29 protein-coding genes, 1 tRNA gene and 1 riboswitch are annotated in these 26,109 nt (G+C 62.0%); of the genes, 13 read left to right on the top strand and 17 right to left on the bottom strand.

Annotation, left to right across the window (positions count from 1 at the left end):
• Window positions 1-25 precede the first annotated feature (25 nt).
• From kynU to PDMSB3_RS02910, 3 genes are read right to left on the bottom strand one after another with little or no spacing between them, the layout of a single operon-like run.
• The gene (gene kynU / locus PDMSB3_RS02900) at window positions 26-1,288 is read right to left on the bottom strand and encodes a kynureninase (RefSeq protein ID WP_232064091.1); all 1,263 of its coding nucleotides are present in this window, start codon (window positions 1,286-1,288) and stop codon (window positions 26-28) included.
• Complete coding sequence (locus PDMSB3_RS02905) at window positions 1,258-2,199, bottom strand: tryptophan 2,3-dioxygenase (RefSeq protein WP_165184480.1); 942 nt, start codon at window positions 2,197-2,199, stop codon at window positions 1,258-1,260. Before PDMSB3_RS02905 ends, kynU begins: the two co-directional genes overlap by 31 nt.
• A complete protein-coding gene (locus PDMSB3_RS02910) occupies window positions 2,196-3,038 on the bottom strand; it encodes an alpha/beta hydrolase (RefSeq protein WP_165184482.1) in 843 nt (280 codons plus the stop codon). Before PDMSB3_RS02910 ends, PDMSB3_RS02905 begins: the two co-directional genes overlap by 4 nt.
• Before the next feature lie 177 nt (window positions 3,039-3,215).
• Between PDMSB3_RS02910 and PDMSB3_RS02915 the strand changes: the two genes are divergently transcribed.
• Window positions 3,216-3,686 carry an Lrp/AsnC family transcriptional regulator gene (locus PDMSB3_RS02915; protein ID WP_165184485.1) on the top strand — a complete coding sequence of 157 codons (471 nt, stop codon included), beginning with the start codon at window positions 3,216-3,218 and terminating at the stop codon, window positions 3,684-3,686.
• Between the two features lie 510 nt (window positions 3,687-4,196).
• Here the strand turns inward: PDMSB3_RS02915 and PDMSB3_RS02920 are convergent.
• From PDMSB3_RS02920 to ydfG, 9 genes are all read right to left on the bottom strand, one after another.
• Window positions 4,197-4,272, bottom strand: a tRNA-Lys gene (locus PDMSB3_RS02920).
• 182 nt (window positions 4,273-4,454) lie between these two features.
• Window positions 4,455-5,204 (bottom strand): tol-pal system protein YbgF, encoded by a 750-nt coding sequence (ybgF, locus tag PDMSB3_RS02925; protein WP_007179124.1) that lies wholly within the window; start codon window positions 5,202-5,204, stop codon window positions 4,455-4,457.
• A gap of 19 nt (window positions 5,205-5,223) precedes the next feature.
• Window positions 5,224-5,733, bottom strand: a complete 510-nt coding sequence (gene pal, locus PDMSB3_RS02930) for a peptidoglycan-associated lipoprotein Pal (RefSeq protein ID WP_007179123.1) — start codon at window positions 5,731-5,733, stop codon at window positions 5,224-5,226.
• A 32-nt stretch (window positions 5,734-5,765) separates the two neighbouring features.
• Window positions 5,766-7,058, bottom strand: a complete 1,293-nt coding sequence (tolB, locus tag PDMSB3_RS02935) for a Tol-Pal system beta propeller repeat protein TolB (RefSeq protein WP_007179122.1) — start codon at window positions 7,056-7,058, stop codon at window positions 5,766-5,768.
• 139 nt (window positions 7,059-7,197) lie between these two features.
• Window positions 7,198-8,217, bottom strand: coding sequence for a cell envelope integrity protein TolA (gene tolA / locus PDMSB3_RS02940; protein WP_165184487.1), 1,020 nt, complete (start codon window positions 8,215-8,217; stop codon window positions 7,198-7,200).
• Complete coding sequence (gene tolR, locus PDMSB3_RS02945) at window positions 8,214-8,660, bottom strand: protein TolR (RefSeq protein WP_007179120.1); 447 nt, start codon at window positions 8,658-8,660, stop codon at window positions 8,214-8,216. The genes tolA and tolR overlap by 4 nt, the downstream gene beginning before the upstream one ends.
• Window positions 8,661-8,670: 10 nt before the next feature.
• Window positions 8,671-9,348, bottom strand: coding sequence for a protein TolQ (gene tolQ / locus PDMSB3_RS02950; RefSeq protein WP_007179119.1), 678 nt, complete (start codon window positions 9,346-9,348; stop codon window positions 8,671-8,673).
• 156 nt (window positions 9,349-9,504) lie between these two features.
• Window positions 9,505-9,984, bottom strand: coding sequence for a tol-pal system-associated acyl-CoA thioesterase (gene ybgC, locus PDMSB3_RS02955; protein ID WP_165187320.1), 480 nt, complete (start codon window positions 9,982-9,984; stop codon window positions 9,505-9,507).
• Window positions 9,985-10,042: 58 nt separating this feature from the next.
• Entirely contained in the window at window positions 10,043-10,789 is a 747-nt protein-coding gene (ydfG, locus tag PDMSB3_RS02960) for a bifunctional NADP-dependent 3-hydroxy acid dehydrogenase/3-hydroxypropionate dehydrogenase YdfG (RefSeq protein ID WP_007179117.1), read from the bottom strand.
• Window positions 10,790-11,030: 241 nt separating this feature from the next.
• Window positions 11,031-11,139, top strand: a riboswitch (ZMP/ZTP riboswitch).
• Window positions 11,140-11,305: 166 nt separating this feature from the next.
• On the opposite strand from ydfG, the gene glyA reads away from it, so the two are divergent.
• From glyA to PDMSB3_RS02995, 7 genes are all read left to right on the top strand, one after another.
• Window positions 11,306-12,553 carry a serine hydroxymethyltransferase gene (gene glyA, locus PDMSB3_RS02965; RefSeq protein WP_165184490.1) on the top strand — a complete coding sequence of 416 codons (1,248 nt, stop codon included), beginning with the start codon at window positions 11,306-11,308 and terminating at the stop codon, window positions 12,551-12,553.
• Window positions 12,554-12,559: 6 nt separating this feature from the next.
• Window positions 12,560-13,042, top strand: a complete 483-nt coding sequence (gene nrdR, locus PDMSB3_RS02970) for a transcriptional regulator NrdR (RefSeq protein ID WP_007179115.1) — start codon at window positions 12,560-12,562, stop codon at window positions 13,040-13,042.
• A 197-nt stretch (window positions 13,043-13,239) separates the two neighbouring features.
• Complete coding sequence (locus tag PDMSB3_RS02975; protein ID WP_165184492.1) at window positions 13,240-13,806, top strand: GspH/FimT family pseudopilin; 567 nt, start codon at window positions 13,240-13,242, stop codon at window positions 13,804-13,806.
• Window positions 13,803-14,249 carry a type IV pilus modification PilV family protein gene (locus PDMSB3_RS02980; RefSeq protein WP_165184495.1) on the top strand — a complete coding sequence of 149 codons (447 nt, stop codon included), beginning with the start codon at window positions 13,803-13,805 and terminating at the stop codon, window positions 14,247-14,249. Before PDMSB3_RS02975 ends, PDMSB3_RS02980 begins: the two co-directional genes overlap by 4 nt.
• Window positions 14,246-15,055, top strand: coding sequence for a PilW family protein (locus PDMSB3_RS02985; RefSeq protein WP_197740200.1), 810 nt, complete (start codon window positions 14,246-14,248; stop codon window positions 15,053-15,055). The genes PDMSB3_RS02980 and PDMSB3_RS02985 overlap by 4 nt, the downstream gene beginning before the upstream one ends.
• Window positions 15,052-15,669 (top strand): pilus assembly PilX family protein, encoded by a 618-nt coding sequence (locus PDMSB3_RS02990; protein ID WP_007179112.1) that lies wholly within the window; start codon window positions 15,052-15,054, stop codon window positions 15,667-15,669. The genes PDMSB3_RS02985 and PDMSB3_RS02990 overlap by 4 nt, the downstream gene beginning before the upstream one ends.
• Window positions 15,670-15,679: 10 nt before the next feature.
• Window positions 15,680-16,189, top strand: a complete 510-nt coding sequence (locus tag PDMSB3_RS02995) for a type IV pilin protein (RefSeq protein ID WP_165184497.1) — start codon at window positions 15,680-15,682, stop codon at window positions 16,187-16,189.
• Here PDMSB3_RS02995 and PDMSB3_RS03000 read toward each other — a convergent pair.
• The 3 genes from PDMSB3_RS03000 to PDMSB3_RS03010 all read right to left on the bottom strand — a co-directional run bounded on the left by PDMSB3_RS03000 (window position 16,183) and on the right by PDMSB3_RS03010 (window position 17,583).
• Window positions 16,183-16,662, bottom strand: a complete 480-nt coding sequence (locus PDMSB3_RS03000; RefSeq protein ID WP_007179110.1) for a DUF3318 domain-containing protein — start codon at window positions 16,660-16,662, stop codon at window positions 16,183-16,185. The genes PDMSB3_RS02995 and PDMSB3_RS03000 overlap by 7 nt on opposite strands.
• Before the next feature lie 99 nt (window positions 16,663-16,761).
• Window positions 16,762-17,148, bottom strand: a complete 387-nt coding sequence (locus PDMSB3_RS03005; RefSeq protein ID WP_007179109.1) for a phage holin family protein — start codon at window positions 17,146-17,148, stop codon at window positions 16,762-16,764.
• Window positions 17,149-17,280: 132 nt separating this feature from the next.
• Window positions 17,281-17,583: a DUF883 family protein gene (locus tag PDMSB3_RS03010; RefSeq protein WP_007179108.1), complete on the bottom strand. Its 303-nt coding sequence runs from the start codon at window positions 17,581-17,583 to the stop codon at window positions 17,281-17,283.
• Window positions 17,584-17,925: 342 nt separating this feature from the next.
• Here PDMSB3_RS03010 and PDMSB3_RS03015 point away from each other — a divergent pair, with 342 nt between their 5' ends.
• A complete protein-coding gene (locus PDMSB3_RS03015; RefSeq protein WP_007179107.1) occupies window positions 17,926-18,564 on the top strand; it encodes a peroxiredoxin in 639 nt (212 codons plus the stop codon).
• Between the two features lie 140 nt (window positions 18,565-18,704).
• On the opposite strand, the gene PDMSB3_RS03020 is transcribed toward PDMSB3_RS03015, so the two are convergent.
• Window positions 18,705-19,895: an acyl-CoA dehydrogenase gene (locus PDMSB3_RS03020; RefSeq protein ID WP_007179106.1), complete on the bottom strand. Its 1,191-nt coding sequence runs from the start codon at window positions 19,893-19,895 to the stop codon at window positions 18,705-18,707.
• A gap of 103 nt (window positions 19,896-19,998) precedes the next feature.
• On the opposite strand from PDMSB3_RS03020, the gene PDMSB3_RS03025 reads away from it, so the two are divergent.
• Window positions 19,999-20,784, top strand: a complete 786-nt coding sequence (locus tag PDMSB3_RS03025; RefSeq protein ID WP_165184499.1) for an IclR family transcriptional regulator — start codon at window positions 19,999-20,001, stop codon at window positions 20,782-20,784.
• A gap of 48 nt (window positions 20,785-20,832) precedes the next feature.
• Here PDMSB3_RS03025 and PDMSB3_RS03030 read toward each other — a convergent pair whose 3' ends face one another.
• A complete protein-coding gene (locus PDMSB3_RS03030; RefSeq protein WP_007179104.1) occupies window positions 20,833-21,666 on the bottom strand; it encodes an EAL domain-containing protein in 834 nt (277 codons plus the stop codon).
• A 337-nt stretch (window positions 21,667-22,003) separates the two neighbouring features.
• Between PDMSB3_RS03030 and PDMSB3_RS03035 the strand changes: the two genes are divergently transcribed.
• From PDMSB3_RS03035 to fahA, 3 genes are read left to right on the top strand one after another with little or no spacing between them, the layout of a single operon-like run.
• A complete protein-coding gene (locus tag PDMSB3_RS03035) occupies window positions 22,004-23,368 on the top strand; it encodes an MFS transporter (RefSeq protein ID WP_007179103.1) in 1,365 nt (454 codons plus the stop codon).
• Window positions 23,369-23,402: 34 nt separating this feature from the next.
• On the top strand, window positions 23,403-24,749 hold the full coding sequence (gene hmgA, locus PDMSB3_RS03040; protein WP_165184502.1) for a homogentisate 1,2-dioxygenase: 1,347 nt from the start codon (window positions 23,403-23,405) through the stop codon (window positions 24,747-24,749).
• Window positions 24,746-26,056, top strand: coding sequence for a fumarylacetoacetase (gene fahA, locus PDMSB3_RS03045; RefSeq protein WP_007179101.1), 1,311 nt, complete (start codon window positions 24,746-24,748; stop codon window positions 26,054-26,056). The genes hmgA and fahA overlap by 4 nt, the downstream gene beginning before the upstream one ends.
• Window positions 26,057-26,109 lie beyond the last annotated feature (53 nt).

The following is a 26,109-nucleotide window of genomic DNA, read 5'->3' on the forward strand; positions in this document are numbered from 1 at the left end:
CGTTCCACGCGCCGGCACGATTGCACTAGGTGAAATCCCGTCTTTGCTGATATTCCGGCTTATCCCACGCACGTTCTTTCATGATTCCGTCGATTGCGTCGACAAGCTGATGAACTTCGTCCTCGGTGTTGTAGAGCGGGGCGAATCCGAATCGCATGTAATCAGGCATGCGGAAGTCGCCAATGATTTTGCGGCGTGAGAGTTCCTGCATGACTGCATAACCCTGCGTGTGGCGCAGCGAAACATGACTGCCCCGAATGGCGGGGTCGCGAGGCGACGCTACGACAAAGCCGTGTGTTGCAAGCTGCCGGTCGGCGCTATCGATAAATAGCTGCGTCAATTGCAGACTCTTGCCGCGGATATCGTCGATTGAGACACCTTCGAAAATGTCCAGTGCGCGCGACAGGACCGAAAGGCCGATGACCGGGTTGGTGCCGCACAGGAAGCGATCAGTGCCTTCAGCCGGTGCGTATTTCTGCGCGAAATCGAACGGGCGGGCGTGGCCGAACCATCCGGCGAGAGGCTGCTCGCAGGCGCTGACATGGCGGGCTGCTACATAGAGGTAAGCAGGGGCGCCGGGGCCGCCATTCAGGTATTTATAGCCGCAGCCGACCGCGAAATCGGCCCCGCTTTTGTCGAGATCGCAGGGTACGGCCCCGGCAGTGTGGGACAGATCCCAGACGATCAGCGCGCCGGCGTCATGCGTGGCACGTGTGAATTCCTCCATGTTGTAGATTTCGGCGCTGCGGTAGTCGACGTGTGTCAGGACTACCGCTGCCACCTGGTCGTCGAGTCGCGAAGGAATCTCCTTGGCGGGAACGGCGTCTACCGTCAGTCCGAACAGGCGCGCCACCTGGTCCACGATGTAGAGATCGGTCGGAAACGCGTCCGCATCCGTGACGATTTTCCTTCTGCCGGGTCTGAGCCGCACCGCGCTTACCAGCACCTTGAACAGGTTGACCGACGTGGAGTCACACGCGACCACTTCGTCGGGGCGTGCACCGATCAGCGCCGCGAGTTTTGCACCAGCCCGCTGCGGCAGCGTCCTCCATTCGGCGCTGTGCCACGAACTGATCAGCCCGTTGCCCCATTCATGGGTAATGACATTTGACGCGTGAAGCTGGACCACCTTCGGCATCAACCCTAATGAGTTGCCGTCGAAATATCGTACGCCGTCGGGGATGTGGAATCGTTCGCGTGTATTGGCGAGCGTATTGTCTTCAGGCATTGCAGACCTGTCTGTAAGAGGGGGGTTCATCAGGCGCCCAGTACGGTCCGGATTGCCCAAAGTTCGGGGAAGAATCGGTGCTCAACCACGTGTTTGAGCCAGCCAACGCCGGCCGATCCGCCGGTCCCGGGCTTGAAGCCAAGAATGCGTTCGACGGACGTAAAGTGGCGCCAGCGATATTGTGAGAAAAGATCGGCAATTTCGATCAACCCTTCGCCGAGTTGGTAGAGGTCGTTGTCCGGTGTGGGGTCCGCATAGACTTCGAGCCACGCCTTTTCGACCTCGGGATTCGAAGCATATGTCTCGGACCAGTTCCGGCTCAGTGCAGCGTCCGGAACGGTAATGCCCCTGCGCTTCAGCAGGGCAAGCACGTCGTCGTACAGGCTGGGCGAGTCGAGTGCCGCCTTGAGCTGAGGGTAGACGTCCGGATTGTTTGCGTGTGCCTGGGAGAGCCGCACCGACTTGTTGCCGAGGATGAATTCGACGTGCCGGTACATGTACGATTGCTGGCCGGAGGAAACGCCGAGGCAGTCACGGAATTCGTTGAATCCGCTCGTTGTGATCGTCGACAGTACATCCCAGGTTTTGACGAGATACTCGAAGAGTCGCTTGATTCGCGGGACGAGCGCGAGCGCACCGGCGACGTCGTCTGCCTTGATGCGCAGTTGCATGTTGTAGGCTTCGTAGTGAAGCGCCTTGAAGGTGAGCTCCTTGCATTGCGTCATCAGAATGAAGACCATTTCATCGTGACCTTCGCTGCGCATGTGCTGGATGCTGAGCAACAGATCGTTGCGGTGGTAATCGATGAACGGATTGCTCTTCCCGCCAAATGCGACCAGCGGTTCGCCTGCCGTTGTCTTGACGGTTTCCTCGCGGCTCTCGTCCGTGGAGATATCCACGTTCCGGACGAGCGACAACTCAAGTACAGGGTCGCGGACCTCGGGGATGACACGCTTGCGCAATGTAGTCATGATTTCTCTCCAAGTAGTAGTTCGATGGTTTCGGCGCCGAGTCGGGTAGCCGGATCTGTCAGATCGAAAAGAATGTCGAAATGGTTTCTGCCGGGCACTTCGTAACAGGACACGGACGCGCCTGCCCGCGTGAGCTGGGAAGCGTATTCGCGGCTTTGACGTTTGAATTCGCCTGTTTCATGTTCGCCCCAGCACACCACGGTGGGAACCGTTGCGTAGGCCGTCGAGAACAGAGGGCTGACGGCCGTGGCGCTCTGAATGTCCAGCCCTAGCGGCTCGTTGATGTACGTCGTTACGAGGGGGCGCAGGTCATAGACGCCGGATAGCAGCACAGCCCCATGGAAGGGTGCGGTCTTCAGTCCGCACCTTTGCCAGTCGGTCGAGATCAGCATTGCCGCCAGATGAGCTCCAGCGGAGCTTCCTGCGATGACAATCCGGGTGTCGGGCCTTGAACTGGCGAGCTTCTTCAGCGCTTTTGCACTTTGCGCGACGATTGTGCCGACGGACGCATGCGGTGCCAGCGTGTAGTTCACGGCGGCGTAAGCAATGCCGCTGGACAGCAGTGAATCAGCGGGAAAACAGGAGTCTTCCGCGGACAGATCCTGCCAGTATCCCCCGTGAAAGAAGACAAGTAGCGAATCGGCAACCCGCCCCGGCGACTCGAACAGAATGACGTATTCGTCAGGTGTCTCGCCATAGTTCAGACGCAGCGACTTTGCGCGGGCCAGCGTACGGTGGCTGCTCTCTCCGTAGTTCGCGACGACCTCGCGATAATTTGCGGCGACTGAACTCGGCGAATACGCTTTGTCCAGATCTTCAGGTGTTAGGGTCTTCCACATTGATCGCTCCTCCAACTGCGATCATTGTAGGTATGCAAAAGAGATTTGTTTTTTCGATTTTTGCTGTCAGGATGTCGAATATCGGCAAGACATTTCAGTGGGTGTCATGTAAAAGGCAAGTTATGCCCGCTTGTGCCGCTAAACACTTAAAACCAACCATCCCGAATAGAGGAATTCATGGACCAGCTTCTGTCTTCTGCGGATCGGGACATCCTTGCCTGCCTGCAGGCGGACCCGCGCATATCGATGTCTGCACTTGCTGAGAAGACGAACAGCTCAGTATCGCCATGCTGGCGGCGTGTGAAGCGCATGGAAGAGGTCGGCATAATTGACGGCTACGGCCTGCTGCTAAACCGCAAGGCCCTTGGCTTGGGCATAGATGCGTTTGTGTTTGTGAAGATAACGTCTCATCACGAGCGAGATGCGGTGGAGTTCGAGCACGCTCTTGACGCCATCGATCAGGTTTTGTCCTGTTACATCCTGTCGGGCGAGGAAGACTATCTGTTACGGGTAGTAGCAACAGATCTTGATGCGTTCGCCAATTTCAGTCGGAAGGTGCTTGCGGCGTTGCCGCATGTGCGGGAGGTCCGCAGCGCATTCGTCATGCATACAATCAAGGAGTCACATCGATTGCCTTTGCCGGGATGACCGTCGCGTGGCGGAAAAACGGGGCGATTGGCGGCGTTACGATCGATCTGCTCGTCAAGGTTGCCGATGAGGGGGATGCGGACGAGCGCTTCGTTTGTGCACAAACTTGGATGGTGGGTTCGGTATGGTTGCCGCGTTGCATAGGCTGCGTAGCTTGTTGCTGGATCTTCTGGCGGTCGATTTGCAGACGTAGTTGAAAAGCGAATCTTTGAAATATGGAATCGCGGGAACATCCGTGCGTCGACGGTGGAATCGCTTGTAGTCTTGCACGTATTCACTGTTTCGCCGGAGAGGCCAAGACCGGATGGACGGGCAAGGAGGCGTGCATTTGCATATTGTTTTTCGTCGCGGCAGTCGTCAGCATGGGCTAGGAAAGACGATGCTGGGCGGAGAGGGGTGGGCAGCCATTTTCACGGGTGCCTCAATGGAATTCGTTTCAGATGGTGGCGACCGCATTCGTAATTACCAAAGAAAAAGGGCCTAGCGCGAACGCTAAGCCCTTGAATCTTTTGGTAGGCCGTACGGGATTCGAACCTGTGACCAACGGATTAAAAGTCCGCTGCTCTACCAGCTGAGCTAACGACCCAAAAGAGAAGCGAAATTATAGCGATAGCCGCAGAGAGATGTCAACCCATCGCGACCTCGGCGCTACCGGCACTTCAGATAGTGAAAAGCCCGGATAGCAATACCCGGGCTTTCCAGCGAGAGGCGCGCGTGGCTATGAATTCGGACACTGCGCGTTACTGCCAACTGCTTAATCGATACCCACTACTTGATCTGCGACAGCTTGCTCTGAGCCGATTGCGCGACGTCCGAGCCGCCGTACTGCGCGACGATCTGCTCCAGCGTCTTGCGGGCCGCGGCCTTCTGACCTTGCTCGAGCTGATTGTTCGCAATCGCGAGCAGCGCTTCCGGCGCACGCGGATGCTGCGGATAGTTCTTCACCACACCTTGCCAGGTCGCCGTCGAGCCCTTGTAGTCGCGCAGCGCGTACAACGCGTTGCCCAGCCAGTACTGCGCGGTCGGCTGGTAAGGGCTGTTCGGGAACTTGGAGATGAAGGTGCGGAACGACGCCGCCGCATTCTTGAAGTCGCCGTTGCGGAACTGCTGCGAAGCCGCGTTGAACGACTCGGTCTCACCCGGCTGCACCTCGCCCTGGACGCCGTCCACCGTTTGCTGCTGCGGCTCGAATTTCTTCAGGCGCGTGTCCAGATCGGTGTAGTAGTCCTTTTGCTGCTTCTGCAGCGTGGCGAGCTGATTGCCCATGTCCTCGTTCTGCCCACGCAGCGTAGCGACCTGCTGATTCAACTGGTCGAGACGGTTGGACTGATCGAGGATCGTGCGTTGCGCGGCCGACAACTGACTCGACAGGCTATCTGTCTTCGAACGCAGATCGAGAATGGCCTGACGGGCCTGATCGTCGTCGAAGATGCCCGCATGCGCGGGCACGGCCGCGAAGGCCATGCCCGCGACGCAGGCCGCTGCGGCAAACCGCAGCCAGGAGAAACGATGCGTCATTCGGCTCATCACCCGTTACTTACTGTTGATACACGAGGTCGGCGCGGCGGTTTTGTGCCCACGACGATTCGTCATGACCCGTAGCTTGCGGCTTTTCCTTGCCGAGGCTCACGGCTTCCATTTGCGAGTCCGTCACGCCCATCAGCGACAGCGAACGGCGCACAGCTTCAGCACGTTTCTGGCCGAGTGCCAGGTTGTACTCGCTGGTGCCGCGTTCGTCGGTGTTGCCCTGGATCAGGACGTGCCGTTGCGGATGGCTCTTCAGGTATTGCGCGTGTTGTTGCAGCAGCGATTGGTAGTCGTCCTTCACCGAGTAGCTGTCGAAGTCGAAGTAGATGCTGCGCTTGGCAAGCGGGCTGTTCGGATCGTTCAGCGGATCGACATTGACCGTCGCGACATCGTTCGGGTTCGGCTGTGCCGAGACCGAACCACCCTTGTTGGCGTTTTCGTCGAGCTTGACGCCCGAATGACATGCGGCCAACGCGCCGACCATCAATACAGCAAATGCGAAACGAAGTTTAGACATCATTTTGTTACTCTCCTTGTGTTATTGCATCAACGTTATTGCATAAACGGGCCCCAGGACGGCTCGCGTACGCTGCCACCCTGAACGGACAGGACCTGCCGAGTGCGACCGTCGGTCGATACTGCGGCCAACACGCCACGGCCGTTCACCTGTGTGGCGTAAAGGATGTACTGACCATTCGCCGCGAAGCTCGGCGATTCGTCATGTGTCGTGTCCGTCAGGCCAGTGGCTGTGTTGCCTTGCAGGTCCTGGATATAAAGCTTGAACCCGCCGCCGACGCGCGAGATATAAGCGAGCTGTTTGCCGTCCGGGCTCACGCGTGGGCTGGTGTTGTAGCTGCCCGTGAACGTGACGCGTTGCGCGGCGCCGGCGTTTTCGCCCTGGGCCGACATCTTGTAGATCTGCGGTTGGCCGCCACGGTCGCTGGTGAAATAGATCGACTGGCCGTCGGGCGAGAAGCACGGTTCGGTGTCGATCGAGCTGCCTTGCGTGAGACGCCGCAGGCCGCTGCCGTCTGCATTGACGGCGAAAATCTGCGTGTTGCCGGTGCGCGAGAGCGCGACGGCCAGCGTGCGTCCATCTGGCGACCAGGCTGGCGCGCTGTTGTTGCCCTTCTGGTCCGAAACCACGATGCGGCGGCCCGTGGGCAGATCGTGGATGTAGACGATCGGCTTTTTCTTCTCGAACGAAACGTAAGCGACCTTGGTGCCGTCAGGCGACCATGCCGGCGAGATGATCGGCTCGGGGCTCGACAGCGCGATATGCGCGTCCTGGCCGTCCGAATCGGAGATCTGCAATTGATAACGGCCGCCCGTCTTGATGACGTACGACAGGCGCGTGGCGAACACGCCGCGGCCGCCCATCAGCTTCGCGTAAATATAGTCCGCGACCTTGTGCGCGCTCATGCGCAAGCCGCTTTCCGGGCTCACCAGCACGAGGCCGCCGAGGCTTTCGCCCTTGACGGTGTCGTACAGCTTGAAGCGCACTTCATACTGGCCGTTCGGCAGGCGGTTCACGCTGCCCGACACGAACGCATTGGCGCCCTTGGCTTTCCAGCTGCCGAGGTCGACGGAATCCGTTTCGGACACTGGCGTTGAGCCCGCGTCGATGTTCGTGAATTTGCCGCTGCGTTGCAGATCCTGACGCACGATCGTGCTGACCTGCTGCGGCGAGTTCGCTTCATTGGCGAAATTCGCCGTTGCGATCGGAAACTGGGTGGACCCGACGCCCGTCACGAGGACGTTGAGTTGTGCGTTGGCGGCACCGCCGACGGCGATCAGGCACGACGCTACAAGTGTCCGCAGGCCTAGCTTGGTCATCAAACTCATGCTGTATGGATTCCCCAAAAACGGTTTTACTAACGCTTCAAGACAGCAGACAGACCCGCAAAGAACTAATTCGTTCCCGAGCGCGCCCCCGTGGGCGGGGCGCCGTGTCTGCTGTCAACTGACTGTCAAACTACTGGAATCAACCGGCCGGGCGCAACGTAATCAGGAAGCTGGTCGGTGTCTTGCCATTAATGTCCTGAGGCATCGGATCAGTACGCTGGACGGCTCGCAGCGCCGCGTCGTCCCATGCCGGGTTGCCGCTGCTGCGCGAAATCGTTGCGCCAAGCAAGGTGCCGGTCGGCGAGCAACGCACGGAGACCACTGTCTCCAGACCACTCGTTTCACCACCCCAGGTGATATTCGGGCGCACCGCACGACGCACCTTGTCGGAATAACCCGCCGATGCTGCAGTACCACCCGAGCCGCTACCCGTGCCGCTCTTTCCAAGCCCATCGCTGGTGGTCGAGCCGGTGCCGGCGGCGGCGAGACCCTGCATCTGCGCGAGCCGCGCGCGGCGCTCCGCATCCAGTTTCTTCGCTTGCGCCGCAGCGTCCGCTTGCGCCTTGGCCTTCGCAGCTTTCTGCGCGTCGGCCTTCTTCTGCGCCTCAGCGTCGGCTTGCTTCTGCTGTTCCTGCTGCTGTTCTTTCAACTGCTGCTGCTTTTGCTGCTCGGCCAATTGCTGTTGTTTCAGCTTGCTGGCCTCCTGCTGCTGTTGCTTCTGTTTGGCTGCCGCAGCCTTCTGCGCGGCAAGTTGCGCTGCCTGGTCCGCGGCCAACTGCTGTTGACGCTTCGCCTCGGCTTCCTGCTGGGCCTGCAGCTTTTGCTGACGCTGCTGTTCGGCCAACTGAGCCTGACGAGCCGCTTCCTGTTGCTGGCGCTTTTTTTCCTGCAACGCGATGTCGGCCTGTTCGTCGCGTACGGGTGGGGCAGGAGCCACGGGCACCGGCGCCGGCGGCGGAACGGGACGCGGGATCGCCGTGTCCGGCACTTCAGTCCACAGCTCCGCTTCCGCGCCTTCGGGCGTACTGTTTTGCCACTGAATGCCGTGATACAGGAAGAACCCGAGCAGCGCGTGCATCACGAGAGCGAACACAAAGGCTCGCCCGGTGCCGCGTTCACGCGGTGGCTGGAGGGGGTATTCGGAATTCTTGCGGATCATTGCGATTTGACGAGCAATCCAACGCGCTTGACGCCGCGCGCTTTCAGCTCGGACATCACATTCATCACGACTTCGTACTTGACGGTCTTGTCGGCGGCGATCACGACGGGCTGATCGGGATGCGATTGCGCGCGCTCGGCGATGAAGCCGTTCAGATCGGCCTTGGTCATGTCTTCCTGCTGCTGCGCACCCGAATCGTCCTTGTATTTGACGCTCATGTTGCCGTCCGCGCGAATGTTCACGATGACGGGCGGCGTTTGCTGCTGGGGCGCCGCGCCGCCGACGGTCGGCAGATTGACGATCGACGGGGCCACGAGCGGCGCGGTCACCATGAAGATCACGAGCAGCACGAGCATCACGTCGATGTACGGCACGACATTGATGTCGGCCATCGCGCGGCGCGAGCGGCTGCCGCGCATGCTGGAGGAGCGAGAGCCTGCCATCGTGGACTCCTTACTGTGCCTGGCGCTGCAGAATGTTCGAGAATTCTTCGATGAAGGTCTCGAAGCGGATCGCCAGACGGTCGATGTCGTGCGCGTAGCGATTGTAGGCAACCACGGCCGGAATCGCAGCGAACAGGCCAATTGCGGTAGCGGTCAGCGCTTCGGCGATGCCCGGTGCGACGTTCGCCAGCGTAGCCTGCTGCACGTTGGCGAGGCCGCGGAACGCGTTCATGATCCCCCACACCGTGCCGAACAGACCGATATACGGGCTGACCGAGCCAACCGAGGCGAGAAACGCGAGATTGGCTTCGAGCACGTCCATTTCACGCTGGAACGCGGCACGCATGGCACGCCGCGCGCCGTCGAGAATTGCACCAGGATCATTAAGGCGTTTTTCCTTGCCTTTCAGGAATTCGCGCATGCCGGACTCGAAAATCCGCTCCAGTGCGCCGATGGTGTGGCGGTTGTTCGCGGCGCTCTGATAAAGCGCCTGCAGGTCGCCACCCGACCAGAAATCGCGTTCGAAACGCTCAGTTTGCGCGCGCGCCCGGCGGATCGCAAACCACTTGCGGAAGATGAAAGTCCACGACAACAGGGACAGCAGCAGCAGCAGAGCCATGACGGCCTGCGCCAGTAGGCTCGCATTGAGTACGAGGGAAACGATCGACAGATCTTGTGTAGTGTTCATAAAGGTTCGTTTTAACGTCCCGGGAAGGGGGCGTCCGGCTGCAAGGCTCATCGAAGCTTGCCGTGGGCAAAACGGAAGCGTCGGCGATATTGCGAGCCGAACCATGCTTTGTGTTGCTGGATCGTTACGAGTTCACTGGCCCCGTAACAACGGGGTTCAGTCATTGTCCGTTGACACACCGCTAGCGCTCGCGCCGGGTCCGCGCCGCAAAGCGGCGAGGACCGGTGGAGGAATCGCGGCCGGCCGCAGTGCAATGCGGTCGACGCAGCCTACCCGGATGGAACCGGTAGCAAGCAGCGTGCCTTCCCGCCATGCCTCCTGCGCGAAATCGACCGACGCCCGGCCCAGACGCTCGATCCGGCAGACTACGCGGACCACGTCGTCGAGCCGGGCCGGCGCCCGGTAATCGACCGCGGTGCTGCGGACGATGAAAATCGCGCCCGTTTCTTCCGCGAGCCGATTCTGGTCGACGCCACATGCGCGCAGCCATTCGGTGCGCGCCCGTTCAAAAAATTTCAGGTAGTTCGCGTAAAACACGATGCCGCCGGCGTCGGTATCTTCGTAATACACGCGGATGGGCCACGTGTAGCCGATTTCCGCGCCGGGCTGGCTGGTCGACATATTCATGCGGCGCATTTTACCGGAACGCACACCCCAAGGTCTGTTTCAAGATGTGCGCCCCGCCTGGCGGGCTTCAGCCGCGATAAACGGACAAACCGGCGAACGCTTGAGCCACCGGCATCAGCTCGATCGTGTTGATATTGACGTGCGCCGGGCGGGTGGCGATCCAGTAGATCGAGTCCGCGATGTCTTCGGGTGTGAGCGGTTGCACGTTTTCGTACACTTTGGCGGCCTTGGCGTCGTCGCCGCGAAAACGTACGTTCGAGAACTCGGTGCCGCCGCACAGGCCCGGCTCGACGTCGGTCACCCGAAGCGCGGTGCCCGCCAGATCGGCGCGCAGATTCAGGCTGAACTGACGCACGAACGCCTTGGTGGCCCCGTAGACGTTGCCGCCCGCGTACGGCCAGTTGGCCGCTGACGAGCCCAGATTGAAAATGTGGCCGCGATTGCGTTCCACCATGCCGGGCAGCAAGGCGTGCGTGACCTGCACGAGGCCTGTGCAGTTGGTCTCGATCATGGTGTTCCAAGCGTCGAGACTCGCTTTTTGCGCCGGCTCCATGCCTAGCGCGAGGCCGGCATTGTTGACCAGCACGTCGATGGCGGCAAAGCCGGCGGGCAGCGCGGCCGGCACGGCTTCGACGGCGGCGCGGTCGCGTACGTCGAGTTCGTACGGCAGAAGCGCGTCGCCGAGCTCGTCGGCGAGTTCCTGCAGACGGCCTTTGCGGCGTGCTGTGGCGACGACACGATGGCCGCCCTTGACGAAGGCGCGAGCGATAGCGGCGCCGAATCCCGCTGACGCTCCGGTGACGAACACGATCATGGCAGTAGTTCCCTGGCTGGTAGGAGAGAAAGATCCCAAGCCTACTTCCATTGCGGCACTGCGGCAAGGATGAACCAGCCGTACGAGAGGCTGCGGCAGGGACGCACAGCGGGCTCTCATCGGGCTTTGGTCAGACCTTTGCGCGCCGCCCAGGAGGGCTCTGCAGGCGGTCCGGCGGGCACCGGCGGCAGCCGCCGGAAGCTGGTTGCCTATTCGATCCGCTTCCAATAAACTAACGCGCTCATCCCTGCGTGACTGGCGATAGAACCGGTTCAAGCAATCGGATTCAAGGTGGAGCAACCCACCGTGAAGCGCAGGGTGCCGTTTTGCCGTTCGCCTGGGCAGCCGTGATCCGCGCGCATTGATCTGCGCTGACGGTGGCTGTCCTGCCTCGCGTGTGCGGCGACTCTCCATCCGCCACGTCAGGGCTGGCCCAGCCGCCAGCAGCGCTGCGTACCCTCTACGCAAGATTCGGCGCACGATCCGGTCAACCTGAACACAATCAACGGAATCCGTATGTTTGACAGAGCCCAAAGCACCATCGCCAACGTCGATCCTGAACTCTGGAAGGTCATCGAGCAGGAAAACCGCCGTCAGGAAGAACACATTGAACTGATCGCGTCGGAAAACTACACGAGCCCGGCTGTCATGGCTGCGCAAGGCTCGCAACTCACGAACAAGTACGCCGAAGGGTATCCGGGCAAGCGCTACTACGGCGGCTGCGAGTACGTAGACGTCGCCGAGCAGCTGGCGATCGACCGCGTGAAGCAACTGTTCGGTGCGGAAGCCGCCAACGTGCAGCCGAACTCGGGCTCGCAGGCCAACCAGGGCGTGTTCTTCGCCGTGCTCAAACCGGGCGACACGATCATGGGCATGAGCCTCGCGCACGGAGGCCACCTGACTCACGGTTCGCCGGTCAACATGTCGGGCAAGTGGTTCAACGTGGTGAGCTACGGCCTGAACGAAGCCGAAGACATCGACTACGAAGCCGCTGAGAAGCTCGCTCAGGAACACAAACCGAAGCTGATCGTGGCGGGCGCCTCCGCGTTTTCGCTGCGTATCGATTTCGAACGCATGTCGAAGATCGCCAAGTCGGTCGGCGCGTATTTCATGGTCGACATGGCGCATTACGCCGGCCTGATCGCCGCGGGCGTCTATCCGAATCCGGTGCCGCACGCAGATTTCGTCACCACCACCACGCACAAGAGCCTGCGCGGCCCGCGCGGCGGCGTGATCCTGATGAAGGCTGAGTTCGAAAAGCAGATCAACTCGGCCATCTTCCCGGGCATTCAAGGTGGACCGTTGATGCACGTGATCGCCGGCAAGGCCGTCGCGTTCAAGGAAGCGCTCTCGCCGGAGTTCAAGGTGTACCAGCAGCAAGTCGTTGAAAACGCGCGTGTGCTGGCGGAAACGCTGGTTAAGCGCGGTCTGCGCATCGTGTCGGGCCGCACTGAAAGCCATGTGATGCTTGTCGACCTGCGTGCGAAGAAGATTACCGGCAAGGCTGCGGAAGCTGCACTGGGTGCTGCTCACATCACGGTCAACAAGAACGCGATTCCGAACGATCCGGAAAAGCCGTTCGTAACGAGCGGCGTGCGCCTCGGCTCGCCGGCCATGACCACGCGCGGCTTCGGCGTGAAGGAAGCGGAGCAGGTGGGTAACCTGATCGCCGACGTGCTGGACAACCCCGAAGACGCAGCCACGATCGAACGTGTGCGCGCGCAGGTCGCCGAGCTGACCCAGCGCTTCCCCGTTTATCGTTAAGCCGCCATGCACTGCCCCTTCTGCCGTCATGCCGATACGCAGGTTGTCGACTCGCGCGTATCCGAAGACGGCGCAACGATTCGCCGGCGCCGCCGCTGCCCGGCCTGCGACAAACGTTTCACCACGTATGAGCGGGTCGAGCTGGCGTTGCCGTCGGTCGTCAAGAAGGATGGCAGCCGCACGGAATTCGACCGCCGCAAGATCGTCGCGAGCATGCAACTGGCGCTGCGCAAGCGCCCAGTGGCGGCAGACGCGATCGAAGCGGCGGTTGCCCGCATCGAGTATCAACTGCTCGGTAGCGGAGAGCGCGAAGTACGCAGCGAGCGCCTCGGCGAACTCGTGATGAACGAGTTGCGTGCGCTCGACACCATTGCCTACGTTCGGTTCGCTTCCGTCTACCGGCGCTTCGAAGACGTCTCCGAATTCGAAGACGTGATCGAAGAATTTCGCCGCGCCTCCTCTCCTCCCAAGCCTTCCCGCAAACGCTGAACGCAGTCGCATCTCGCGTTGCGTTCGAGCAGCCGTTTTTTCCTGCGTAGTTTTTTCGCGCATCCGCATCTCCCCGCCGTTATGGTGTCGCGTGCATTTTTGCGCGGGATAGCGTCTGAGTGCTACCTGGCCGTTCGGCCGATTGTTGAGCGAGTTGCAAGTCGCTAGATTGGCTGCATTCTTCGAATCGATCAGGGATGCAGATGAAGTGGAACGCAGTCCGTCCGCCGCGATACCGCGGCTTCACGCTTGTCGAAACGCTGACCGTAGTGGCACTACTGGCCGTGATTGCCGTAATGGGCACGCCGTCGTTTGTAGCGTGGTACGTGCGCGATCAGGTCGATGCGCGTGCGAAGGCGCTTGCCTCGACGTTCGCTTATGCGCGCAGTGAAGCGCTACGGCAGGGCGCGCGTGTCACTGTGTGCCGGACCGACGCGGCGCGGCGTTGTCTTGCAGCGGGTCAGCCGTGCGGCAGCGGTGTCGCTGACTGGTCCTGTGGCTGGGCTGTCCTGGCCGAACGGGGCGGCGCGTTATCGCTATTGCGTGCGCAGCCGCCGCTTGCGGCCGTCAGCATTACCGGCACGCAGACCAATCTCACGTTCACGCCGCCGGCGGGGCAATTGATCGGCACCTTCCGCAGTTTCGATATTGCGCCGCGCTCGGCGTCCAAGGCTACGCAAGGGGCCGGGTGGCGTCGCTGCATTCGTATCGCAGCGGGCGGTCGTGCGCGGATTATCGAGGGTGCATGCGGAGCGGCATCATGAGCCGGTCTTCGCAGAACCCGCATTCGCGCTGCCGCGAATCGACGTGCGGCGGCAGTTCATTGATCGAGGTCATGCTGGCTGTTGCGTTAATGGCGGTCACGGCGCTGGGCTTGATCGCCGGTCAGTTGTGGACGGCGCGTGAAGCCCGCGCGATGGCTATGCGCGAACACGCCGCATGGATAGCCGATTCAGTAGCGGAAGCGATGTGCGCACCCTCCGCGGGCGACTCCGCAATGAGGCAATGGAGCGCGCGGGCAGCGCTGGTCTTGCCGCAGGGCGAAGCCTCGGTGCGTGACAACGACGGTGTGTCCGCCGCGCGAGTCACGTGGACTGCGTTGCGCGACACGCCGCGTTCCGACGATGGGATCGACAAACCCGCGCCCTGCGGCGGAGCGGATCTTCCCGTGGGCTCGTCATGCGTAGCGCTGGCGTTTGCAAGATGATGCGGCGGTCGAATCCTGCACGCGGTCATACGCTGGTCGAATTCGCGATCGCAATGGCGCTCGGGCTGCTGGTGACAGTGGGGGCCGTCTCGCTCTATACGACGCAGCGGAGCGCATTCGACCACGCGAGCGATGCGATGCGGATCCGCGAAGCCGGTCTGATCGCGCTGACGCTGATTGGCCAGCAATTGCAAATGGCCGGCTTCGTACCCGCGGACGTCTCACGGTACAACAGTCCCGCACCGCTGTTCGGGTGCTCGGGGGGCAGACCGACCGGCGCCGACGATAGTCTCGCCTGCGAGAGCTTGCCCAGTCATTCGGACGGTGTCGCGGTCCGCTATGCCGGTGACAACGTCTCCACCTGGCCATCCGCCAGCGGGCAAACAACGGACTGCCTCGGTCAGGCCGTGACCAGTAGCGGCGCGGCGCTCGGCGAAAAAGGCGTGCCGGTCGTCAACCGGTTTTTCGCCAGAGTCAGCGCTTCGACCGGTGAACCGGAGCTTTACTGCGAGGGCAACGGCAAGACAGGGTCCGCGCAACCGCTTGTGGAGGGTGTCGAGCGCGTGCGGATTCGGTATTGGCTGGCTGGTGCGTCGGCGGCGATCGACGCGTCGGCTGTGACGGCCGATCAATGGGCGAAGATCGTCGCCGTCGATCTCTGTGTGCTCGTGCGTGGCGTGCCGCAGGGGCAGCGTTCGCGCTATGTCGATTGCGACGGCGTAAGCGCTCTCGCCACCGATTCACGGCCGCACCAGGCATTTTCGCGGCGTGTAGCGCTACGCAACCCTACGGAGGACTGGCGGTGACAAATCGACGCATCGAACAGCCGCAGCACCGCGCGGACAGAGAAGGACTGTGCTCTGGGCGCCACGACTACGCGGCAAGCTTTGCACGCATGACTCGAACGGTGTGCAACGGTCCACGCAGCCGGCAACTCGGTGTGGTCCTACCGATCGTCCTGTTGATTTCAACGATGATGCTGGCCACTTCCGCGGCCTGGTTCGAGACATCGCTTGCGGCCGCGCGTGGCGCCACCAACGTTCGCGAGTACCTGCAGGCTTTCCATGCCGCGGATTCGGCGCTGGCTTTGTGCGCCCGCAGTGTCATCGCGGCGGCAACCGTCCAGACCTCGGCACCGCCGCCGATCGCATCCGGCGAGCCCACCCAATGGAAACTTGAAGCCGCGTTCGAAGCCGGCGCCGTCGTGCCCGTGGCGCAATGGCCCGAGTCGCTGCGGCCGCCGCAGTGCCTGGTCGAGGCCTGGCGTCTTGCCAGTCGCGTCGATGCTCGAGCGTACTTATTGACGTCGCGCGGCTTCGGCCGAACGAAGGAGTCTCAGGTGTGGCTGCAGATGGAGTTGGTGATCGATGGAGACAAGATTGAACGTCATTGGCGCCACGTTGCCAGCCGGCCTTTTTGACGGAGGCTTCATGAAGCCGCATACATCCGCCTTCACGCTGCTCGAATTGATGATCACGCTGGCGATCGCCGCCGTGCTGGCCGTGTTCGCCGTGCCTTCGTACCGCAGCCATGTCGCACGAACGCATCGAATCGATGCGGCGTCCGCGCTCTATCGCGCGGCCCAATTCGTCGAAGGAACAACGAGCGGCAGCGTGCCGACATTACCACCGGGCCTCGATCAGGCGCCGCAATTCGGCACGCCTGTCTATCGCCTGCACGTGCTGCCCGCGGACGATGCCAACGGTGGCTACGCGATAGAGGCCGCGCCGAGCGAATCCGGCCCGATGCGCGACGACACATGCGGCATTTTCACGCTCGATGCCACAGGATTGCGTGGCAACAAAAGCGGGACAAGTGGTGGGGCCGGCGGCGGAGCAAACGGTGGGCCAAACGCGTCGACACCTGCCGGCGGCGATTGCTGGAATACAACCTGGCGAACCGGCAGCCCGCAAACGGTAGCCCGCATCAAACCTCAATAACCGCTATCCGCCGAGTCCGCCTTGTCGTCAGACGACGCAGCAGACTCCTGCTTCATCTGCTGCCAGATCCGATACGCTTCCCACCCGGCGAGGCCGAGGCTGCCCCACTTGAGCAAGGGTTTGGCGCCGGCTGCGACCGTTGCGCGCAGTGGCTTGGCGAGGATAAGCGAAGCGATGGAACTGATGATCGGATACTGTTTGAGCAGGGCACCGATGGTCCCCGCGTTGATAAAGCCCGCCTTCGAGCCCTTGCCAACGCGCATGCCGCCGAAGCCCGGCAGTACGAACTTGAGCCAGCTGAAGTGGGTAACCGCCTGCCGCAATTCGATGGTCGCCTGCGCAAGTTCCATACGCTCGACATCCGCGCGCACCAGCAGCAGTTCCTTGCGCAGCGCTCGCAAATGAGGTGCGCTCAGGTCTTTGGCCTGGTGGCGCTTGTTACGGAATGCGGTATCGGAGTGGATCTGGCTCATGGCGTGTCGGCGGCAGTGAAGGTGGGACGATGGAACGGTGCTGCAAAGTCGCGCGAGATTCTTAAGGGAAGACGCAGGGCACGCCGTTGCGCCTCCCGGTCATGGTTTGCGGAACACGTCGCGGTCTTTTTCGAACTCGGCAATGGTCGCTTCGAACACCATCGGCGCGTTGCGCAAACCGCTGCGCGCTTTCAGCGCACAGGCTAATCCTGCGACCGCATAGACCGCGGTGATGCTGGCGAGCGCTTGCCAGCGGTAAGTGTCCCAGAATGCAATGGCGATCAGTGCCGTGAGCGCGATCAAGGCCATGGTGGCGAGCATCATGGCCGCGAGGCCAAGGAACAGCACGCCGAGCAGACGGTCCTTTTCTTCGGCGAGTTCGATGCCAACGAGTTCCAGCCGCGTTTGCAGAATGGCAAACACGGAACCGATTATGCGGCGCAAGGGACTATGTTCTCCGCGCTGCGATTGTGTGTCGATCGTCATGGCTGTGGGCGTTGCGCGTGAAGGCCTGAACGGCGCGCGCGCGCGCCAGGAGAAGCGGACCGGCCAGGCCTGCGCCGGTCAACCCGATTCGCTGGTGGGCCGGGCGGGATACGCCCGGCGCCTTGGCCAGCTTTACTTGCGGTTGATCAACAACCCAAGCAGCACACCGGCGCCCGCGGCGATGCCGATGGATGCCCACGGGTGCTCGTGCACGTAGTCGTCGGTAGCGCGCGCTGCTTTCTTGCCTTTTTCGACCACGACGACCTGAACGTCAGCCGCCTTTTCCTTGGCCTGCTTCAGGCGCGTCAGCGCTGTTTCACGAAGTTCCGAAGCGCGCTCGCCGGTGGCGCTCGCGGCCTGTTTCAGCAGATCTTCAGCGTCCGCGAGGACGGTTTTGATATCCGACATCAATCTCTCCTTGTTGATTTCCGACATTGACAGCTCCCCTTCGTCTCACGCCACGCGTGAATCGTAACCAAAGAAACGGCCGCTGGCGAGCGCAGGGCTCGGTTGGTTCACAACTTCGCACGAACCGTTCCCGGTTGAAGCATAGCCACAAAAAACTCCGCCGCCCGCACTATGTGAGGCGAAGTTTGCCTGAGATGGAGTTGATCTGGCCCGCAAAGTTTCCACTAAATCAGTGAAAATTACAAAAACGCATAAAGTAGTGACGCGATGTTCGTTCGTCATATACCGTCGCTCCCGTATGCTTTATCTTTGCGGGGCGCCGTCGGTGAATGCTCGCGCGGCAATGTCCAAACCTTTAGGAGATACATGATGAGTCTACGTCTTGGCGATATCGCGCCGGATTTCGAGCAACAGTCGAGTGTCGGCCCGATCAAATTCCATGAGTGGCTGGGCGATAGCTGGGGTGTGCTGTTTTCGCATCCCGCTGACTTCACGCCGGTGTGCACGACCGAACTCGGGCTGACCGCGAAGCTCGCCGACGAATTCGAGAAGCGCAACGTGAAGACCATCGCGCTGTCGGTCGACAGCGCCGAGTCGCACAAGGAGTGGATTAAAGACATTAACGAGACTCAAGCGGCCAATGTCGGCTTCCCGATTCTCGCGGACGGCGACCGCAAGGTTTCCGAGCTGTACGACATGATTCACCCGAACGCGAACGAAACGCTGACCGTGCGCTCGCTGTTCGTGATCGACCCGAAGAAGAAGGTGCGTCTCATCATCACCTATCCGGCCAGCACGGGCCGTAACTTCGACGAAGTGCTGCGTGTGATCGATTCGCTGCAACTGACCGACAGTCACTCGGTTGCAACACCGGGCAACTGGAAGCAGGGCGATGACGTGGTGATCGTTCCGTCGCTGAAGGACGAGGAAATCATCAAGCAGAAATTCCCGAAGGGCTATAAGGCGCTGCGTCCGTATCTGCGCATGACGCCGCAGCCGAACAAGTAAGCGGTCGATGAATCGCGAAGCGCGCCGTTAGCTGCGGCGCCGCGTCGAAGGAAAACAAAAAAGCCAGTCCACTTGTGGACTGGCTTTTTTTCGTACTGCGCAAACCAGCCACGACCGGCGGAATCAGCGCATCCCCGGGTTCAGAAGAAAGCCTGAATGCCCGTTTGTGCGCGCCCGAGAATCAGCGCGTGAATGTCATGCGTGCCTTCATAGGTGTTCACCACTTCCAGATTCACCAGGTGCCGCGCGACGCCGAACTCGTCCGAGATGCCGTTGCCGCCGAGCATGTCGCGTGCAAGCCGCGCGATATCCAGCGCCTTGCCGCATGAATTGCGCTTCATGATCGAGGTGATCTCGACAGCCGCGGTGCCTTCGTCCTTCATGCGGCCGAGACGCAGCACGCCTTGCAGCCCGAGCGTGATCTCGGTCTGCATATCGGCGAGCTTCTTCTGGATCAGCTGGTTCGCGGCGAGCGGCCGGCCGAACTGCTTGCGATCCAGCACGTACTGGCGCGCGGTGTGCCAGCATGCTTCGGCCGCGCCCAGCGCGCCCCAGGCAATGCCGTAGCGCGCCGAGTTCAGACAGGTGAACGGACCGCGCAAACCGCTGACTTCGGGGAAACGGTTTTCTTCCGGCACGAACACTTCGTCGAGCACGATCTCACCGGTGATCGACGCGCGCAAACCCACCTTGCTGTGGATGGTCGGCGCCGACAGTCCTTTCCAGCCCTTCTCCAGAATGAAGCCGCGGATCGCGTCCTTGCCGTTTTCTTCGAGCTTCGCCCACACCACGAACACGTCGGCGATCGGTGAGTTGGTGATCCACATCTTCGAGCCCGACAGCGAATAGCCGCCGTCGACCTTTTTGGCCCGCGTGACCATGCTGCCCGGATCGGAGCCGTGGTTCGGCTCGGTCAGGCCGAAGCAGCCGATCCATTCGCCGGTGGCGAGCTTCGGCAGGTATTTCTGCTTCTGCGCTTCCGAGCCGAATTCGTGGATCGGCACCATGACCAGTGACGATTGCACCGACATCATCGACCGGTAGCCGGAATCGACGCGCTCCACTTCGCGCGCGATCAGGCCATAAGCGACGTAGTTCAGGCCGGGGCCGCCGTATTGTTCGGGAATCGTCGGGCCGAGCAGTCCGAGCTCGCCCATCTCGCGAAAGATCTCGATGTCGGTCTTCTCATGACGGAACGCTTCGAGCACGCGCGGCTGCAACTTGTCCTGCGCGTAAGCCGCGGCGGCGTCGCGCACCATGCGTTCGTCTTCGGTGAGCTGCTGATCCAGCAGCAACGGGTCTTCCCAGTGAAACTGCGCGGCCTCGGCCATGACTTATCTCCTGATTCCTTGCTTGACGAAACGTGCGTGAGCTTGACTTAAGTTCCGCTATGCGAAACAATGTTTTGCAAAACACGTCCGAGTGTACCACCCCATGGCGCCTGCATCCACTCTCTCCGAACCGCTCGACGAGCGCAAATTCGTCGTCGCCCTCGCACGCGGGCTGGATTTGCTGCGCGCGTTCAAGCCGGGAGAAACCATGCTCGGCAACCGCGATTTCGTCGAGCGCACGGGTTTGCCGAAGGCGACGGTCAACCGTCTTGCCTACACGCTGACCGTGCTCGGCTATCTGCGGCTGGACGAAACCCTGGGTAAATATGCGCTCGACGCCGGTGTGCTGTCGCTCGGATTCGCGCTGCTCTCGGGCACGGACACGCTCGAACTGGCACGCCCGCATATGCGCACGTTCGCGCGCGAGGTGGGCGCGGCGGTCTCGCTCGGTTGCCGCGACGGGCTCGACATGATCTATCTGGAGACGATCCGCAGTGAAACCGCGCTGACGCTCGGGCTGGCTTCGGGCTCCAAACTATCGATGCTGACGAGTTCGATGGGGCGCGCCTATCTCGCTGTGCAACCGCTCGACGCGCGCGTCGCGTTGCTGGCGGAACTACGGAAGGCCGCCGGTAAGGAAGGCGACGCATTGGTCGCCGACGCGCAGAAAGAAATCGCCGCGTTTACCGCGCAGCGCTGCTGCTATTCGTTCCGCGCGTGGCACGACGATGTCAATGCGGTCGCGGTGCCGTTTCGCGAGCCGCGTGAAGGTCGCTGGCTGGTGCTGAGTTGCAGCGGGCCGGCTTCATCGATGGGCGAAGAGGTGTTTCGTGACAACGTCGCGCCGCGGCTGATGGCGCTTGCGCGGCGGCTAGGCGACACGGGCTGAAGCGGCTGCGCGCGCAGCCGGCTCCGCGCGGGTCAAGCTCCGCGTGGCTCAAACCGCCCGGTCGTGATAATGCGCGTTGAACAGCGGTCCCTGCACGAAGCGCACGTCGTACTGCTGCAAAGCCTCGAACTGCGCTTCATCCACTACGCGATTGAAGATCAACGGAATCCGCAGGCGGCCGGCGTAACCGACTAGCGGTTTGACCGTCGCGTCGCGCAAAGCGGTCCCCGCATCCATCTTGAGGAAGTCGAGCCGCGCGGTTTCCGATACCGACAGAATCTGTCCCGCGTTGGACAGGTTGCCGGCCACCTTGAAGCCATAGTGCTGATAGCTCTTGGTCAGATAGCCGAGAAAGGTCTTGTGCGCGACCGCCGCTGCCGGCAGTTCGATCACCACCCGCGACGGGTTCAATCCGAACGACACCAGCACGGTCGAAAAATGCCGGCCGTGGTCGTACTTCACACTCTTGAGCAGCCGCTCGTGCACACGCAGAAAGAGCAGCCCATGCCGCTGCGCGCCGAAGAAATTGATGGCGTGCAGCGCGCGTGACATGCGGTCGAGCGCGACGAGATCCCGATCGTCGGCGATCCGGTCGAACGGATCGAACACGTCGGACGGCGCGGCGTCGAGCCGGTGCGTGACGGCCTGAAAGCCGAGTTCGTCGCCGAAACGATCCACACCTTCGACCCCCGACGAGAGCGACTGCGCCAACGCATGCACGCTGATATCGAAGATCGGCTCATAGCCGCTGACCAGTTCGAAGCCGTTGAACTGCGCCAGCGCGACGTCGTGATGCAAGCCTTGCCCCATCATCAGATGCGCGCCGAGAAACGGATGATCGGCGGCGCGGGCAATGAGGTCGGGGATGGTCGGCGGAATCATGTAGACGTGTAGATGGCGGTAGAGAGGCGCTCGGCACCGCAATCGTGCCGCACCCAATGATGGTAGCAGTCCGCACCGCGCTCACATGAACAAATTGCTCATAACGTTATCCGTCCGACGCTTGTATCTACGGGCGGTTCTGGGGTTTTGAGACAGTTTTTCAGGGTATACGTTAATTTCACTATGCGTAATTAGTTTTACCATACGTAAATTGTGGCGTGGCTGCGGTGGCGGGAAAGTGTGTGCCGCGCGCACCGTATGCGCAGAACACCGGTGTTCTCCGGGCGTTTGAGCCGCACGCCACTCAACAATCCAGTCAGCAGGAGGGGACGACCCAATGAGCGAGAAACCGGCCACGGCCGCCACCAATGTGATCGAAGTCGAGCGCGTGCTTGCCGAAACGCATCACCCGGCATTCCAGTTGATGCTGCTCGTGCTATGCGGGCTGTGCCTCGTGATCGACGGCTTCGACGCACAGGCTATGGGCTACGTCGCGCCGAGCGTGATCGGCGAATGGCACGTCTCGAAAGCCGCGCTCGGTCCGGTGTTCAGTGCGAGTCTGTTCGGCATGCTGCTCGGCGCGCTCGGGCTGTCAGTACTGGCTGACCGCGTGGGCCGCCGGCCGGTGCTGATCGGCTCGACGTTCTTCTTTGCGCTGGCGATGCTCGCCACGCCTTTCGTCACGACGATCCCCGCCTTGATCGCGTTGCGCTTCATCACCGGTCTCGGGCTCGGCTGCATCATGCCGAACGCAATGGCGCTGGTCGGCGAATTCTCGACGCCCGTGCATCGCGTCAAGCGCATGATGCTGGTGTCGTGCGGCTTTACGGTGGGCGCTGCGCTCGGCGGCTTTATCAGCGCCGCGCTGATTCCGGCCTATGGCTGGCGCTCGGTCTTCTGGGTCGGCGGCGCGGCGCCCTTGCTGCTGGCGCTGGCAATGCTCGTCGTGTTGCCGGAGTCGCTGCAATTCCTGGTTCTCAAAGGCCACAACGAGCGCGCGTTGCGCTGGCTCGCGAAGTTCAACCCGATGCTGCCGATCGACGCGAACACGCGTCTCGTCGTGCGTGAGAAGGGCAATGGCGGCGCGCCGGTCGCCGAGCTGTTTCGCGCCGGCCGTGGCCCGGTGACGTTGATTCTGTGGGCGATCAGTTTCATGAACCTGATCGATCTGTACTTCCTGTCGAACTGGCTGCCCACCGTGATGCGCGACGCCGGCTATTCGCCGAGCACCGCCGTGCTCGTCGGCACAGTGCTGCAGACGGGCGGTGTGGTCGGCACCTTGCTGCTCGGCTGGTTCATCGAACGCTTTGGTTTTGTGCGCGTGCTGTTCGTGTGCTTCGCGGGCGCCGCGCTGGCGGTCGGCACGATCGGCACGGTGGCGCATATGTTGCCGTGGCTGCTGATCGTCGTATTCGCGGGCGGCTTCTGCGTGGTCGGCGGACAGCCGGCGGTCAACGCGCTGGCCGGCCATTTTTATCCAACCTCGCTGCGCTCGACAGGGATTGGCTGGAGCCTTGGTATCGGCCGGATCGGTTCGGTGATCGGACCGCTGATCGGCGGTCAGCTGATCGCGCTCAACTGGTCGAACGCTTCGCTGTTTCATGCGGCGGCGGTGCCGGTGTTGTGTTCCGCGCTGCTGGTGATCGGACTGGCCGCCGCGACGCGCCAGCGCGGCCGGCCGTCCGAGCCGCGCACCGCGTGAGATGACGAGATCGAGTATCAACGGAGAACCTTGCATGGATACCCCAACACGTAAGCCGAACACTGCCAGTTCGCGGCTCGAAATCGAGCCGGGCTATCAGTCGGGTTTCGCGAACGAATTCGCGACAGAGGCCTTGCCGGGCGCATTGCCGGAAGGCCGCAACTCGCCGCAACGCGCGGCCTATGGTCTGTACGCCGAACAGGTGTCGGGCACGGCGTTCACTGCGCCGCGCGCCCACAATCGCCGTTCGTGGCTGTACCGGATTCGTCCGGCGGCCGTGCACAAGCCGTTCACGCCGCTGCCCTCGGAGCGGCTCGTCGCCAACTTCGCCGAGGTGCCGCCGACACCGCCGAACCAGTTGCGCTGGGATCCGTTGCCCATGCCGGCCGAGCCGACCGATTTCATCGACGGCTGGGTGACGATGGCGGGCAACGGCGCGGCGGAAGCGATGAACGGTTGCGCCATTCATCTGTACGCGGCGAACCGCTCGATGCAGGACCGCTTCTTCTATAGCGCCGACGGCGAGTTGCTGATCGTGCCGCAGGAAGGGCGCCTCGATATCGCCACCGAACTGGGCCGGCTCGAAGTCGAGCCGTTCGAGATCGTGGTGATTCCGCGCGGCGTGCGCTTCGCGGTTAGCCTGCCGGAGGGCGCGGCGCGCGGTTACATCTGCGAGAACTTCGGGGCGTTGCTGCGTTTGCCGGACCTCGGCCCGATCGGCTCGAACGGGCTCGCCAACCCGCGCGATTTCCTCACGCCGCATGCGGCCTATGAGGATCGTGAAGGCGACTTCGAACTCGTCGCCAAGCTGAACGGCAACCTGTGGCGCGCGGATATCGGCCATTCGCCGCTCGACGTGGTGGCGTGGCACGGTAACTACGCGCCATACAAATACGACCTGCGGCGCTTCAACACGATCGGCTCGATCAGCTTCGACCATCCGGACCCGTCGATCTTTCTCGTGCTGCAATCGCAAAGCGATACCCCGGGCGTCGATGCGATCGACTTCGTGATCTTCCCGCCGCGCTGGCTGGCTGCGGAAGATACGTTCCGCCCGCCCTGGTTCCATCGCAACGTCGCGAGCGAGTTCATGGGCCTCGTGCACGGCGTGTACGACGCGAAGGCCGAGGGCTTCGTGCCGGGCGGAGGGAGTCTGCATAACTGCATGTCGGGTCACGGCCCGGATGCGGACACGTTCGAAAAAGCCTCGCATATCGATACGTCGAAACCGATGAAAGTCGGCGACACAATGGCCTTCATGGTCGAAACGCGCACGCTGATCAAGCCGACCCGTTTCGCGCTCGAAACCGCGCAATTGCAGGCGCATTACTACGAGTGCTGGCAAGGCCTCAAGAAACATTTCAATCCGGAGCAACGATGAACGCATCGAGCGATCTTCAGGCGACGCTCGATCCGTCGCGTAAAAGCTGGGTCGAGTCGGCCAACCATCCGGCCAACGATTTTTCGATTCAGAATCTGCCGTTCGGCATTTTCAGCGACGGGCTGAATGCGACGCGCCGCGTGGGTGTCGCGATCGGCGACAGCATCGTCGACCTGGCCGCGCTCGAAAGCGCGGGTCTGCTGAGCGTGCCTTCAACGGGCGCGGGCGACAGCGTATTCGTGCGCGACGCGTTGAACGATTTCATCGCCCTCGGCCGTGACGCATGGCGCAGTGTGCGTGTCCAGTTGAGCAGGCTGCTGTCGCGCGATGACGCGACGCTGCGCGACGACGCCGAGCTGCGCGGCCGCGCGCTGATCCGCCAGGCCGACGCGCAATTGCATCTGCCGGTGCAGATTCCGGGCTACACCGATTTCTATTCGTCGAAGGAGCACGCGACGAATGTCGGCTCCATGTTCCGCGATCCGAAGAATGCGCTGCTGCCGAACTGGTCGGAGATGCCGATCGGTTACAACGGACGCGCGTCGTCGGTGGTGGTGAGCGGCACGCCCGTGCGTCGTCCTAATGGGCAGTTGAAGCTGCCGGACCAGGAGCGTCCGGTGTTCGGCGCGTGCCGCAAGCTGGATATCGAACTGGAAACGGGCTTCGTGATCGGCGCGGGCAATGCGTTGGGCGAGCCGGTTGCTTGCGCGGATGCCGAAGCGCATATCTTCGGCATGGTGCTGCTGAACGACTGGAGCGCGCGCGATATCCAGCAGTGGGAATACGTGCCGCTCGGGCCGTTCAACGCGAAGACCTTCGCGACCACGATCTCGCCGTGGATCGTGACGCTCGACGCGCTCGAACCGTTCCGCGTCGCGCAGCCTGTGCAAGATCCGCAGCCGCTCGCTTATCTGCGGCACGACGGCGAACATGCCTTCGACATTACGCTGGAAGTGACGCTGCGCCCGCAGCAGGCAAAGCAGGCGAGCACGATCACGCGGACCAACTTCAAGCACATGTACTGGACGATGGCGCAGCAGCTCGCGCATCACACGGTATCGGGCTGCAACACGCGCGTGGGCGACCTGATGGGCTCGGGCACGATCAGCGGGCCGACGGAGGATTCCTTCGGCAGCCTGCTCGAATTGACGTGGAACGGCAAGAAGCCGCTGGAGTTGCAGGAAGGCGGCACGCGCGGTTTCATCGAAGACGGCGACGAGCTGACGCTTGCCGGCTGGTGCCAGGGCGAGGGTTATCGGGTGGGCTTCGGCGTGTGCGTCGGGGAGATTTTGCCGGCGCCGAAGTGACAGTGACAACGCGCCGTTAGCATCAGCACGGACGGCGCGCGATGAAAAACGGG

The sequence above is a fragment of the Paraburkholderia dioscoreae genome (assembly GCF_902459535.1).
Lineage (GTDB): Bacteria > Pseudomonadota > Gammaproteobacteria > Burkholderiales > Burkholderiaceae > Paraburkholderia > Paraburkholderia dioscoreae.

Coding starts and splice junctions, on each gene's coding strand:
- PDMSB3_RS02915 (WP_165184485.1), top strand. CDS start 3,216: ATGGACCAGCTTCTGTCTTCTGCGGATCGGGACATCCTTGCCTGCCTG.
- ybgF (WP_007179124.1), bottom strand. CDS start 5,204: ATGACGCATCGTTTCTCCTGGCTGCGGTTTGCCGCAGCGGCCTGCGTC.
- PDMSB3_RS03030 (WP_007179104.1), bottom strand. CDS start 21,666: ATGATTCCGCCGACCATCCCCGACCTCATTGCCCGCGCCGCCGATCAT.
- fahA (WP_007179101.1), top strand. CDS start 24,746: ATGAACGCATCGAGCGATCTTCAGGCGACGCTCGATCCGTCGCGTAAA.
- tolR (WP_007179120.1), bottom strand. CDS start 8,660: ATGGCAGGCTCTCGCTCCTCCAGCATGCGCGGCAGCCGCTCGCGCCGC.
- hmgA (WP_165184502.1), top strand. CDS start 23,403: ATGGATACCCCAACACGTAAGCCGAACACTGCCAGTTCGCGGCTCGAA.
- tolQ (WP_007179119.1), bottom strand. CDS start 9,348: ATGAACACTACACAAGATCTGTCGATCGTTTCCCTCGTACTCAATGCG.
- PDMSB3_RS03010 (WP_007179108.1), bottom strand. CDS start 17,583: ATGTCGGAAATCAACAAGGAGAGATTGATGTCGGATATCAAAACCGTC.
- ydfG (WP_007179117.1), bottom strand. CDS start 10,789: ATGATCGTGTTCGTCACCGGAGCGTCAGCGGGATTCGGCGCCGCTATC.
- tolA (WP_165184487.1), bottom strand. CDS start 8,217: ATGATCCGCAAGAATTCCGAATACCCCCTCCAGCCACCGCGTGAACGC.
- PDMSB3_RS02980 (WP_165184495.1), top strand. CDS start 13,803: ATGAGCCGGTCTTCGCAGAACCCGCATTCGCGCTGCCGCGAATCGACG.
- pal (WP_007179123.1), bottom strand. CDS start 5,733: ATGATGTCTAAACTTCGTTTCGCATTTGCTGTATTGATGGTCGGCGCG.
- PDMSB3_RS03035 (WP_007179103.1), top strand. CDS start 22,004: ATGAGCGAGAAACCGGCCACGGCCGCCACCAATGTGATCGAAGTCGAG.
- PDMSB3_RS02905 (WP_165184480.1), bottom strand. CDS start 2,199: ATGACTACATTGCGCAAGCGTGTCATCCCCGAGGTCCGCGACCCTGTA.
- PDMSB3_RS03015 (WP_007179107.1), top strand. CDS start 17,926: ATGAGTCTACGTCTTGGCGATATCGCGCCGGATTTCGAGCAACAGTCG.
- PDMSB3_RS03025 (WP_165184499.1), top strand. CDS start 19,999: ATGGCGCCTGCATCCACTCTCTCCGAACCGCTCGACGAGCGCAAATTC.
- tolB (WP_007179122.1), bottom strand. CDS start 7,058: ATGAGTTTGATGACCAAGCTAGGCCTGCGGACACTTGTAGCGTCGTGC.
- glyA (WP_165184490.1), top strand. CDS start 11,306: ATGTTTGACAGAGCCCAAAGCACCATCGCCAACGTCGATCCTGAACTC.
- PDMSB3_RS02910 (WP_165184482.1), bottom strand. CDS start 3,038: ATGTGGAAGACCCTAACACCTGAAGATCTGGACAAAGCGTATTCGCCG.
- PDMSB3_RS02975 (WP_165184492.1), top strand. CDS start 13,240: ATGCAGATGAAGTGGAACGCAGTCCGTCCGCCGCGATACCGCGGCTTC.
- nrdR (WP_007179115.1), top strand. CDS start 12,560: ATGCACTGCCCCTTCTGCCGTCATGCCGATACGCAGGTTGTCGACTCG.
- PDMSB3_RS02995 (WP_165184497.1), top strand. CDS start 15,680: ATGAAGCCGCATACATCCGCCTTCACGCTGCTCGAATTGATGATCACG.
- PDMSB3_RS03000 (WP_007179110.1), bottom strand. CDS start 16,662: ATGAGCCAGATCCACTCCGATACCGCATTCCGTAACAAGCGCCACCAG.
- PDMSB3_RS02985 (WP_197740200.1), top strand. CDS start 14,246: ATGATGCGGCGGTCGAATCCTGCACGCGGTCATACGCTGGTCGAATTC.
- PDMSB3_RS03005 (WP_007179109.1), bottom strand. CDS start 17,148: ATGACGATCGACACACAATCGCAGCGCGGAGAACATAGTCCCTTGCGC.
- PDMSB3_RS03020 (WP_007179106.1), bottom strand. CDS start 19,895: ATGGCCGAGGCCGCGCAGTTTCACTGGGAAGACCCGTTGCTGCTGGAT.
- ybgC (WP_165187320.1), bottom strand. CDS start 9,984: ATGCGCCGCATGAATATGTCGACCAGCCAGCCCGGCGCGGAAATCGGC.